The 12,305-nt window shown below is 36.7% G+C and carries 11 protein-coding genes and 1 tRNA gene; 6 read left to right on the forward strand and 6 right to left on the reverse strand.

Features of this window, described 5'->3' with window-relative positions; all coding sequences use genetic code 11:
* On the forward strand, positions 1 to 713 hold a 713-nt coding region (locus AB1414_06230), incomplete at its 5' end, for a tetratricopeptide repeat protein (GenBank protein ID MEW6607038.1).
* An 89-nt stretch (positions 714 to 802) separates the two neighbouring features.
* Here AB1414_06230 and AB1414_06235 read toward each other — a convergent pair.
* Complete coding sequence (locus tag AB1414_06235; protein MEW6607039.1) at positions 803 to 2,038, reverse strand: plasmid pRiA4b ORF-3 family protein; 1,236 nt, start codon at positions 2,036 to 2,038, stop codon at positions 803 to 805.
* Between the two features lie 581 nt (positions 2,039 to 2,619).
* Between AB1414_06235 and AB1414_06240 the strand changes: the two genes are divergently transcribed.
* The 4 genes from AB1414_06240 to AB1414_06255 all read left to right on the forward strand — a co-directional run bounded on the left by AB1414_06240 (position 2,620) and on the right by AB1414_06255 (position 5,567).
* Positions 2,620 to 2,994 carry a GxxExxY protein gene (locus tag AB1414_06240; protein MEW6607040.1) on the forward strand — a complete coding sequence of 125 codons (375 nt, stop codon included), beginning with the start codon at positions 2,620 to 2,622 and terminating at the stop codon, positions 2,992 to 2,994.
* Positions 2,995 to 3,081: 87 nt separating this feature from the next.
* On the forward strand, positions 3,082 to 4,854 hold the full coding sequence (locus tag AB1414_06245; protein ID MEW6607041.1) for an ATP-binding protein: 1,773 nt from the start codon (positions 3,082 to 3,084) through the stop codon (positions 4,852 to 4,854).
* A complete protein-coding gene (locus tag AB1414_06250; protein MEW6607042.1) occupies positions 4,829 to 5,227 on the forward strand; it encodes a response regulator in 399 nt (132 codons plus the stop codon). The genes AB1414_06245 and AB1414_06250 overlap by 26 nt, the downstream gene beginning before the upstream one ends.
* Complete coding sequence (locus tag AB1414_06255; GenBank protein ID MEW6607043.1) at positions 5,196 to 5,567, forward strand: response regulator; 372 nt, start codon at positions 5,196 to 5,198, stop codon at positions 5,565 to 5,567. Before AB1414_06250 ends, AB1414_06255 begins: the two co-directional genes overlap by 32 nt.
* 190 nt (positions 5,568 to 5,757) lie before the next feature.
* On the opposite strand, the gene AB1414_06260 is transcribed toward AB1414_06255, so the two are convergent.
* Both AB1414_06260 and AB1414_06265 read right to left on the reverse strand, forming a co-directional pair.
* A complete protein-coding gene (locus tag AB1414_06260) occupies positions 5,758 to 5,922 on the reverse strand; it encodes a hypothetical protein (protein ID MEW6607044.1) in 165 nt (54 codons plus the stop codon).
* 376 nt (positions 5,923 to 6,298) lie between these two features.
* Positions 6,299 to 9,151 carry a hypothetical protein gene (locus AB1414_06265; GenBank protein ID MEW6607045.1) on the reverse strand — a complete coding sequence of 951 codons (2,853 nt, stop codon included), beginning with the start codon at positions 9,149 to 9,151 and terminating at the stop codon, positions 6,299 to 6,301.
* Positions 9,152 to 9,560: 409 nt separating this feature from the next.
* Here AB1414_06265 and AB1414_06270 point away from each other — a divergent pair, with 409 nt between their 5' ends.
* Positions 9,561 to 9,920: a hypothetical protein gene (locus tag AB1414_06270; GenBank protein ID MEW6607046.1), complete on the forward strand. Its 360-nt coding sequence runs from the start codon at positions 9,561 to 9,563 to the stop codon at positions 9,918 to 9,920.
* A 346-nt stretch (positions 9,921 to 10,266) separates the two neighbouring features.
* Here AB1414_06270 and AB1414_06275 read toward each other — a convergent pair whose 3' ends face one another.
* From AB1414_06275 to AB1414_06285, 3 genes are all read right to left on the reverse strand, one after another.
* Positions 10,267 to 11,613 carry a multiheme c-type cytochrome gene (locus AB1414_06275; protein MEW6607047.1) on the reverse strand — a complete coding sequence of 449 codons (1,347 nt, stop codon included), beginning with the start codon at positions 11,611 to 11,613 and terminating at the stop codon, positions 10,267 to 10,269.
* Positions 11,614 to 11,875: 262 nt separating this feature from the next.
* Positions 11,876 to 11,951 (reverse strand) — tRNA-Glu (locus AB1414_06280).
* Between the two features lie 106 nt (positions 11,952 to 12,057).
* A partial coding sequence (locus AB1414_06285; GenBank protein MEW6607048.1) for a GxxExxY protein occupies positions 12,058 to 12,305 on the reverse strand: 248 nt, incomplete at its 5' end.

The raw sequence follows: 12,305 nt of genomic DNA on the forward strand, positions 1-12,305 counted from the left end.
ATTACGATACCGCTCTTGACTATCTTAACCGCTCATTAAAGATATTCAAGGAAGGTGGGAATAAATATGAAGAAGGCAAAACACTGAACAATATCAGTCAGATTTACCATGCCCGAGGAGATTACGAGACCGCTCTTGACTATCTTAACCGCTCATTAAAGATTAGCCAGGAAATCGGGGATAAAAGTGGGGAAGGGACAACCCTGAACAATATCAGTCAGATTTTTAAGGCAAGAGGAGATTACGATACCGCTCTTGACTATCTTAACCGCTCATTAAAGATATTCAAGGAAGGTGGGAATAAATATGAAGAAGGGGCAACCCTGAACAATATCAGTCAGATTTACGATGCAAGAGGAGATTACGAGACCGCTCTTGACTATCTTAACCGCTCATTAAAGATTCGCCAGGAAATCGGGGATAAACCAGGGCAATGCTACACGCTTCACAATATCGCTATGATTGAGGATGCAAGGAAGAATATGGAAGCGGTATTAGCACTGGAGATGGAGGCTTACCGGCTGGCTATGGAAACAAGCGATGCCATGGGACTGTTTCAGGTAGGTAAGTGGCTTGGGCAACTGTTGGTTGGTATGGGTCAAAGAGAAGAAGGCACAGTCATTCTCCAGCGGGCGTTTGAGATTGGTCGGGCAGCTAAGTTGCCGGGCACAGAGCAAATCAGGGATATTTTAGCCCAGCCTGGGGGCTCGTAAGGAGGACATTAGCTTGCTAATGTTCAACAGCAAGATGTTGTGCACTCCATAGTAAGGAAATTTATAGTCTTTGTAAGCATTCAGGTGCTTTATTCATTCCAAATTGGATACTGTTGTGGGGGGCGACCATGAGATTCAAGAATAATGGGGCTCTTGATTTTAGGATCTACCGGGTCGATACGCTCTAATTTTACATCAAATTCCCAATTATCACCAAAATCATACAGGTAGGTCATAATTGTACCAGGCTTAATGTCTAAATCGCCAATAATCACTTCATCAGCCAATAATGGTTCCTCTTTCATATCCGGATGATTTACATTGATAGAGATACCAAAACGATTTCTGTAGGTGAAACAGTAGAGGTGATCGAAGTCAAAATTAAAGGTTCTCAGAATAATGTTACTTAGACTTTCTAAGTCATTTTCGGCTGGTATGGCAATAAGTCGCCATACATTTCCCAGGGACACCTTAAAAATATAGATACCATCTTGAAACTCAGGCTTCGGAAGACTTAGATTCTTACGCCACTGTGGGAAAAAAGGCTGGATAATCGGTTGCAATTCCCCAAAACAAACATCCATTTCGCTTTCCTTGTAAAAATATTTCGGATGATTTAGCACATTACCGAGTAACTGCAAAAGTGCATCTCCAAATGGTGTTCGATGCACCATAGCCATACGCCATCCTTTTCCCTTTTCAGGTTTACCGTGCTGGACAGATATGCACCCAAACAGCTCTAACAGAGCAACAGTATATAATCCTATAATGTAATTTATAAACTCCTCTTTATCTTTATTTCCTACAACTTTTAGTCCTTGAGCCGGTATCTCCTTGAAGAAACTTGACCACTTAAAGATAGGAATATCGAGTGAGGTGCTGTGCTCTCCGAGAACTTCTGGATTTACTTTGAGTAGCCATGTCTCCAGCAGAGTAAAATACCGCTCTGTTGAGTTAAGTTTTTGCCACTCTTGAAGTACTGGCTCATTCAAAACTAAAACCTGTTCTGTCTTAGCTACTTCTATATATGCCAGCCTGGTAGTCCGTAACAAAAGGTACAGTCCATTTATATAAGGATATGATTTTTGAAGTGGACGGCTAAGACCAATCTCAATTGGATGGGTGAGTTGTGCATTGAGTTGACTTAGTAAGTCCATTGGCAAAAGATTATTTTTACTGCTAACCTGGCACCTCTTTGACCCTATAAAACCCAGCAGTATCTCAAAATCACGCAAAACAGTCCCCGGACCATTCTCATCAATAACCTGATTGCGAAGAATCTGTTTGTTTTCAGACGATAAAGAATGTATTTTTGGATTGTTCATCTTTATTACCTCCCTTTTATCTATAAAAAATATTTCGACCTGTGAAATAGGTCAACCTGGGAAAACAAAATTATACCACACTACTTGGTGTCCGAAAAGGAGATAGGGAGATTAACTGTGATTCAGACATTGGACATCAGACACAAGACTATAGACTCTATTTATGCAGGAAATTAGCGACATTTGGGAAACCATCCTCACAACCTCACTCCCTGAATTTTTTCCTAAGCCTTACCTACAGAAGTATAGGCAGGTCTCCCAAGCCTTCATTCTTCTGCAATTTCTGCCCGCTTTAGTCTGATGTCTGATGTCTATAGTCTACTGTCTGAATCACAGGTAATCCTTCTTCACTTACCTTTATTTTATAATAGCATATTTTATCGGAATTGTAAAGAAAAATTAAATAAAATTATTGACAATAACATAATTAATGGATATAATTTAAACAAAAAGAGTAATAGTGTTTCAAGAACCACAGATAAACACAGATGAAGACAGATAAACACAGATAAACACAGATAAACACAGATAAACACAGATAATTAAATGAGTTAATCTGTGTGTATTTAAAAAAGATGTAGATGGAAAAAGGGTTTAAGTATAAAGAGATAACCTATCAAATTTTAAATGCCGCCTTTGAGGTTCATAATATTCTTGGATGTGGGTTCTTAGAGAAAGTTTATGAGAATTCAGTTGTTTGTGAGTTAAGATTAAAAAGGATGAAACTTGAGGCTCAAAAGAGAATAGAGATATTCTATAAAGGAAAAGAAGTAGGAATATATGTAGCTGATTTGATAGTAGAAGATAAAGTAATAGTAGAAGTAAAGGCAGTAGATGAGATAAGCAAGATTCATAAGGCTCAATTGTTAAATTACTTAAAAGCGACTGGATATGAAGTGGGACTTATTTTAAATTTTGCTAAGACTAAATTAGAATATGAGAGATTAGTTGTATAAATGATAAACACAGATACAAAATAAATCTGTGTTAATCTGTGTGCATCTGTGGTTTTATTTCTGAATTGAAGAGAAGGAGTAGTACTTATGGAAGAGCTTAATCAGATAGAAAAAGAGGAGTTAGCTAAACGGATAAACTGGCTGATAAATATCAGATGGGTAGCCGCTACATTCCCATATTTTATATTTGTTTTATCTGCACAGCGTGGTGAGGTACAAATTGGCTTTCCTGAAATTTTTCCTTTAGTTGAATATGTACTTAATATATTTTATATCATAATGGTTCGATTAAAAAAATGTTTACGATTTATTGCCTATTTCCAATTAATTGTAGATTTACTTCTTATTACCGCAGGGGTACATTTTACAGGTGGCCTGGGCAGTTGGTTTGACATATTTATCTATTTTATCATCATTATTGCTGCCCGGGCTTTACTATCATTACGAGCAAGTATTATCTTTGCAGGTATGAGCAGTATTTTATACACCACTATTATTAGTCTTGAATTCTTCGATATTTTACCACCAATATCTATCATAGCATTTAAAACTCCTTTACCTGAAGATGTTGACTATTTTATCACCTCGGTAATTGTGCGGATAGTATTTTTCTTCTGGATTGCTATCATAGCAGGACATCTGGCAGATATTATTCGCAAAAGAACTGAAGAGTTAATGGAGTCAAATATCAAGTCTGAAAGATTAGAAAGAACTAATAAAGAACTTGAAGAACTAAATAGAATGAAATCAGAATTTGTCTCTACTGTTTCGCATGAACTTCGGACACCTCTTACTACTATGAAAGAATTTGTCTCACTTATCTTGGATGAGATTCCAGGTAAGATTAATAAAGAACAAAATGAGTTTTTATCTATTATTAATGAGAACATTAATCGTTTATCTCGATTAATTAACAATATGTTGGACCTGTCAAGGATAGAATCCGGCAGGATGGAATTAAATCGTAAGAAAATTGATATAACTACTGTTGCAGAACAAGTAATTAAATTTCTACATGGGCAAGCAAGAGAGAAAGACATTTTAATAGAAAATTTATTACCTGCGGATTTATCAACTGTATATGCTGATATTGATAAAATCTCACAAGTATTGACAAATCTTGTAGATAATGCTATTAAATTTACTCAAAAAGGTGGTAAGGTAACTATAGAAGGTAAAATGGTAAATAATCAGGTACAAATTAGTGTAATTGATACAGGGATAGGTATAGCAAAAGAGAATATTCCCCAGATATTTGAGAGATTTCAACGGATTGAACTCCCTGTTGACAAACAAACACGAGGTTCTGGTTTGGGACTAAGTATTTCTAAAGCAATTATTGAGATGCATCATGGTAAAATATGGGTAGAAAGTGAAGTAGGCAAAGGAAGTAATTTTACCTTTTCTTTACCTGAATTTGATGAAGATATATTCTTTAAAAATGCTTTGACGCAAAAATTTAACTGTGCTTTGCGAAATCAATTGTTTTTATCATTACTTATCGTAAGTATAGAAAGTGAATCTGGGGAGATTGATGGTATATTACAAGATGTAGAAAATGTAGTCAAAGAGATATTACGAGGGGAAACAGATATAATTATAGGAATAAAAAAGAATAAATCGGTTCTCATTCTGTCAGAAGTAAACAGTAAAGATGCCCTGTCAATAAAAAATAGAATATTAAATGCATTAGTAGAACATGAATTTTTAACTCAAGAAGGTAAACATATCGATGTAACTATAAACTTAGGAATAGCTACTTATCCTGATGATGCGACTACTAAAGATGAATTGATGGCTAAAGCAAAAGAAGATTCGAAAAGGAGAAAACACCATGTCCAAAATATTAGTTGTAGATGATGACACAAAGCTTGTTGAAGCACTTAAGATTAGATTAGAAGTAAATAATTATAAAGTAATGACTGCGTTAAATGGGATAGAGGCATTAGAGAAGGTATATAAAGAAATGCCTGATCTGGTACTTTTAGATGCCTGGCTGCCTAAAATGAATGGCTGGGAGGTCTGCCGTAAGATTAAAGAAAGTGAAGAACTTAATTCTATTAAAGTGATTTTTCTTACTGCGCGGACAGAACTGAGTAATAGATTAATAGCCACTCAAATACTAAAGGCTGATGGTTATATCACTAAGCCATTTGAATCAGAGAAGTTAATTGCTACAATAAAGGAAGTGTTAGAGGAAAATGTCAAAGAAAAGGGTATTAGTAATAGATGATGAGCCTTTCTTGGTTAAGGCATTAAAAATCAGACTGGAAATGTCAGGATATGAGGTAATTACTGCTTATGATGGATTAGATGGATTGAATAAGGCAATAGAAGAAAAGCCTGATTTGATTGTCCTTGATGTGATGCTGCCTAAAAAAAATGGCTATCAGATATGTCAACGCCTAAAATCTGATGACCAATACAAACATATCCCTATTGTTATGTTAACTGCTAAGGGACAGAAGAGTGATAAAGAATGGGGAGAGCAGGCAGGAGCAGATTTTTATATCACTAAGCCTTTCGATGATAAAGAATTATTAGCCAAAATAAAGGAATTATTGGGAGAATAGATGAGGTAAAGTCAGAAATCATAATGAATATATTGCTGTGATTCAGACACTGGACATCAGACACCACCGAAATTTGCAGGAATATGGGATTATGGAATGGGCTATCAATATTTAATTGGAGTAGTTCAATGAATACAACTCAAATTCAAACTAATTCTGTAACTATTCACCACGAAGAACACGAAGAAAATTAGTAACCGTTCAGGCTATATATCAAAAGTGTAAGAAAGGGGATAAGGAGATAAGAATGATATGGAGATAAGATAATAGAAATAGATTGAAATTTATAGAATTCGAAGAATGTTGCGAAGCAAAAATAGGTAGAAATTGATTGTGGAAAACAACAAATTTCCATAAATTTCTATTAGTTTCTATTAATTTCAATTTTTGTAACTATTCACCGCAGAGACGCAGAGAAAAAATTAAAATCTATTCACCAGAGACAGAAATTTCCTTTTTTTGTGTGCATTTCGGGTCTTTCGTTGTTTATTAATCTTTTAATACTTACTTTTGACTAACTGTTTTTAAGCCTTTTTAAACAGCGAAAAATACGAAAAAAAGATATTTTCCCTGCGTCTCTGCGGTAAAGGATTACCTGAACGGTTACCAAAAATCTTCCCTCTCAAGATGTGGGTAACGATAAGGCTTTAGCCGATGGTTCTTCCCCATCTTTTCTAACATGCAAATCTTACTTAACACAACACTATCTACCAGTATCTCCCAGTCTTTACCTAAAAAGTATAGCTCAGGGAGGTAGTAAAATTGCTTGTTGTAGGTCTTTCAGCGGAAGGCCGGTCTTGTAGAAAACTGATGTTTAGTGAAAGATTGTTCAGGAAAGAATAATTACCAGTAACATTCAAGTTCTCACTTGCACTATCGTTAGATTTAGTAGAACTAAATGTGGTTGTAAGTCCAAAAGGCGCTTTTGTAATCTCCATGCCTACTGTTCTGGAAGTAGTTTCCTGGTTAATTGTCGTTGTTTTCCCCTTATTTATGTTATAGGCATAAGATGTTGAAACTATCTCGGTTATAGGAGCGCGGATGGAAACCTTCGTCTCTGTATCTATTTTATCTGTGTCATCCGGGGAATAGATATAAGTTTGCCCAAAAGTAAGTGGAAATTCCCGATTTTTTATCCTCAAATTGTAATTTATATCCCCCCTGTAATTGTGTGTTATATTTCTTTCTGTGGTTTTCTGCTCATCCAAAACATAACCTATTTGATACTTCAGGTTTTCAAAGATTGGCTGAGAAAGTTGGAGAGTAAGATTATGAGTAAGATTTCGTGTCTTTTCATCTAAGGAATAAGACTCATCAACACAATTACTGAAATTACAAGATAGAGTCATCTCTTTTATAAGATTAAAGAGAAGGTTCAAGGTATATCCGCTATTTTCAGATTTAGGGTTACCTTGTTCATCCTTTATCTTTGTTGCCTGAAATTCAATCCCTGTTTGCCCCAAAAACTTTTTCTCCCCTATATCGTAAGTCATACCTGCGGTTGTCAGATGCGTTTTAGCACTATTGGCAGATTCTTCTGTATCAGATAAGTTATAGCCCACACGGAAGATTAGAGAAGACAATGCTTGCCAGGAGACTCCATAATCCTGTGTAAATGTTTTAATATCTGTCTCTGTGGACTGGGATTTAGAAAGGTTATTATTTAAGTTAAATTTAGTTATAAATTTTAATTTCTCATTAATCTGGCTGATAAGTTCTGCTATATAGTTTTCCGACTCGGATGAGGTTTTTAAACTTTCATCATCAGGTATGTTATCAGTATCAGAAGATTGAATATCAAGGTTTAACTCGAAGATTTTCTTGAAAGGGATATTTGATGTTAGCCCAATAGATTTTACCTTAGTTTTATTCTTTTCAATAAAGTCCTGTGTTTTGCCAAGATTTAGAATAATATCTGTGCTCGCCTGCCCTAACTTACTCCCCAGAGAGAAGTTAAAATCTTCTGTTTTAACTTCTTTATCTGAACCAACATTCTCTCTTGTATTTTTATTAGCTGAATTAGAGTAATTGAATTGTATAGGGAAGTTATTAAATACGGATATACCCAGACCAATCTTCATAGAATTATCTTTACTCTTGTAATCGGTTTTATCGAAGGTATTCAAGCTATCTTCTGTCTTGCCCGATAACGCCAATTCCCATAAAGGATTTTTTATACCTACATCAAGGTTGGCTTTTTGTTTCCCGCCGGTTGTGAATTCTTGCTTATTTGCCTTAATCTCGCTTCTTATTTCAACTCCATTGTCGAGAGAACGTGTCTGATTTACCGCGACATTGGTCGATAGGGCGTGTTGAGTTTGATTCTGTTCATCTTCTACTGTTTGATAGCCTGTGGTAATTCCACCGGCTGCCCCCTCGGCTTCAAATTCAGTCCAGTCTATTTGTGTTGGTTGTCCGCTTGTCCCCTCCACATCCCCATATTCCCATTCGCCGTCCAGCTCTCCTCCATCCCAATCTTCGCCCTCTTCCATTTCTTCTTCTGGCTCTAGTTCTTCCTCTAGTTCTTCCTCTGGTTCTTCCTCTGGTTCTATTGATGGTTCTTCCGGACTAAAAGGAATGGGAATTACTATTCTTCCTGGATTGGGATAGATTATTTGAACTTCCAATTTACGGACTCCAGCTGGAATAAAAGGAGAGACTATCACATCATTATTTTTTGTTGCCGGAACTTTGAAACTACGCCAGCCCTTGCCATCGAGGTAAATATTTCCTCTGACATCTCCAATTCGTGTCTCTGAAGTTCTTAATTTGATGCCGACTTTGAATTCTTTTTTCTTTTGAATGTCTTTTTTGGGTAAGATAACTTTCATCCCTTTTACTCTAAACAGCTCATCTCTTAAAGTAGTGCGAACCTCTATCTGAATTGGAGAACTACCGCGAATCGGATTACCAAGGGTATCATAGCCTGAAAATGTGCGGCTAATCGTAAATCTACCGTTTGTCTTTCCTGACAGTGCCTGTGCCCTTTTCATATCATCAAGGATAATCGGTCTATTTAACCGTTTTGGGGACACTGGTGTAATATTTTCAGAGATGATGAAAACCTCTGTTTTTGTCCCATTCCCAAATCGATACACCACCTCCTCCCGGGTTATCCTGGCGCCAACAGGACCATTTAGCGAGAGGGTATAGGATAAATTAGCCCTCTTTTCGCCTTTATAAAATATTAAGGCATTAGGTGATGGCGTAACACGGAGAGTTGTAGCCACAATATTTACTTTGATGCCATCAGAAGATTTCCATTGCTGACCATAAGCATCTCTAACCGCGAAGTAGTAAGTTTTACCCTGGGTCAATGATAAACCAGACCTCGTCACACTCGTTCCTGTGGCAAATGTCCAGGTAGATACATCTGTTCCGCCGCGGGTTGTCCCAATGGCATACCAATAACCGTAGGGATTTGGTACTGGTGCCCAGTTTGCGGACAATTGTGTTGTTGACCGTGTCCAGTCTTCATCTGCACCGAGACCATCATTTACCCAGGCTGGTGGTCTTTGAGCGAAACCTACCTCTGCGGTCAATAAAATCCCTAAAACTATACCCAAAGTTTTTTTCTTGTCCATCTCTCGTTCCTCCTTATTACTCTATTGTCGTGTTGAACAAATAACGCACGGAATTTAATTCTGGTAACTGGTGATTGGTAACTGGTAATTAAATACCGTTTGGCTGAGCTCAGGACGAAACTATTTAACCAGTTACCAGTTATCCGTTTGCAGGTTATGAAATCTGATGATACGCCGTGCAAAACTTACTCAACACCACACTAGCAAGTTTATAAACAGGAATTTAGGCTTTAGCCTTTCATTGCAACAAATGAAACCCTACGAGGGTAAATTCCATCTTAAATTTATAATATAAATATAACATAATAACACTATAAAGTCAAATGATTTTTTTTTAAAAAAAACTTTTTGACAAAATAATAATAGTTAAGATATAATAAAAAATAGTTATTTTAAGGGGAATAAGAAGATGTTAGCAAAGGAGTCAAGACCATTATTTGTCCTGTTTTTGGGAATTGTTCTCCTGTGTGTTATCCTTTCATTTCAGGGAAGAGTAATGGGCAAGGTAGAAAAAACGATTAAATCAAAGATAATTATTTCAGTTTCTTCCTGTGGCAAAGAGGCAGATTTTCCATCGAAAGATAAACTTGTGACTATGGGGAAGGAGATAATTCAGAGCATTTTCCCTCTGGAGATAGAAAAGAGTCGTCGGGTAAAAGGGGAGATGAGTTTTATCGGGCGGAAGGAAAAAGTGCCGATGTTTAAGATGGGTAAGCGTTCAGGTGTCCATAAGGAGAAAAGGGGAAATGGGGAGAAAGGAGAGTGGTAGTGGAATTAGGTAGCAGAAGGTTTCATCAGTTGTCAATGACATTCTAAATAATATGATTTTCTTACTAAAATAAGAATACTTTTTCCCCTTTTCCCTAATTTCTCCATTTCCCCTTCGTTACACCCTGAACGGTTACCATAAATATCACCGGACGCCTTTTTAATCAGGAACCCTGCTGGCCAGCAACTCTTATAAAAACAGATATTCCCGTCGCAGAAGAGCATTTTCCCTACACTTCATACAATCTGGTTATAAAAGATAGTCACCTTTACATTTCATCAAGGAGAAGTTGTCGTTCAACAAGAACGATGAATATTTTCTCTTCTGCTCGCTTTCTCACTTGCTCCTAATGGCTTACCTTTCTTTTATCCTTCTCAAAATTAAACTTTGGGTCTTTATCCGTGGTATGGCATTTTGTGCAAATCTCACTTGAATCTACCTTGCCAGGTTTATCCCCAATATTTGCTATCTGCTTATCTACAAAAGGATTTTGACGGGTAATTAGATGCACCATTCCTAATTTATGACATTCCTCACACCCAACATTAATAAAATCAGGTGTTGTCTGATAGTCTGAAAAACCATTATCTTCTTTGAAATGGGTCGTATGACATTTAAGGCATTCAGGATTTTTTTCCTCCTTAACCCTCTGCAAGGATTGAAATGCCTTTGCATGTTTTGTCTTTTTCCATTGTTTATATTGTTTCTGGTGGCAGGTGCTACATCTTTTTGTTCCTGCATATATCGTTCGAACAAATGGGTTAGCGGGTTGACTTATGCCTTTCTCCTGGGTTTCTTTCTTATATGCCTCAATTATTTTGGCTATTTTTTTATCCACTGGCACAGATTCTTCAAGAACACTATTTTTTTCTTCAAAAGAGATTCTTCCTTTATCAAGATAGACCTTAATACATCTTCCTTCATCTCCTTTAGATGATGGTTGGAGAATTAAGGTGTGGTTAGTCTTGATTACCCCTCCTTCTTTTGCGACTCTAAATAATTCATCACAAATTATAATATCTATTCCCTCAACTCCTTTTGCCAGGGCTAAAGATTCTCCTTTGGTCAGTTGAGTTAGAGCAATGACAAGGTCACATTTATCCCTTAATGATTTGACGATTTCTTTAGCAACATCGATTGGGTCTTTTATAATTAATCCTTCTTCTAATTTGATTTGTCTGGATAGTCCAAAGATACCTATTTTAATTTCTTTGTCAACACCAGGAAAAGATTTAATTATGTATGGGTGTATGAGTAATTTATCTTTGTCAAATATATTGGCAGAAACAAATGGGAGATTATATTTTTCTTTTAAATTAATCAGCGTATTTTTGTCAAGATGTGGTATATCTTTTTCACTTAGATTTATCGCATCATAGTTCATTTGTGCCATTGCTCTGGCGATATATTCATTTTTCACATCTTTTATATTTTTTTGGCTTGAGGCAAAATAGCCTGAATCGAGGACAAGATTTATGGGTGCATTTTGCGTATTTTCTTTAATAAAAGTAGCCCATCTGACCAGACCGCCGCCTCTTTTACCTCCACACCCACAGGGCTCTAAATAGCCTTTTATATTACCCGAATAAAATATTTGAATTGTGGGAATAGAAATATTTGTCTCTTTTTCTTTGACTGGTGACTGCATTCCAGCCAGAGAAATTACTAATAATAAAAGTAATAACCTCTTCATTTTTCAACCTCCTTGTATTTGGTAAATGGTAACTGGTGAATGGTAATTAGTTACCAATTAACCGATTACTTACTTTTAATTTCGTGAGGCCCTATAATTGGTAAGTGTTCAGCTATCAGGTATCAGCAGTCAGATGTCAGCAGGGAAATGAGGGCAGTAGCAGGTTTTACGATTTTGCTTATTCTCCTGCATTAGAATGCGGTAACCCTCTTAAAAGCTGATGGCTGACACCTGAACGCTTACTATAATTGTAGCAGGGAATTGGTAGCGCCACGGGGATTCGAACCCCGGTCTGATGGCTGAGAACCACCTATCCTGGACCCCTAGACGATGGCGCCGTAATGTGAGGGAGATATTCCCTGCAAAATTTCGTAACCGTTCAGGGCTATACATTTGAAGTGTAAACAAGGAGAAATGGGGAAAAGGGAGAATTGGAGAAATGACTCAAACTTTTTCTTGCTCCACCCTTCGGACATCAATCCTGGAGTCTGCGAAATTTACCAGTAACCCTATTTCTTTATCCACTGCTCTAAAGTATGCTCTAACCTGATTATAATACTTCCCCCTTATCTCCTCAACAGTTTTAATCTCTACCACAATCTCATCTTCAACAAAAAGCTCAAGTCTATGAATCCCAACCTCAACACCTTGATAGAATATCTTGACTTCTTTTTCTGATTCAAAGATGATGT

Source organism: bacterium, from assembly GCA_040755795.1.
Lineage (GTDB): Bacteria > UBA9089 > CG2-30-40-21 > CG2-30-40-21 > SBAY01 > JBFLXS01.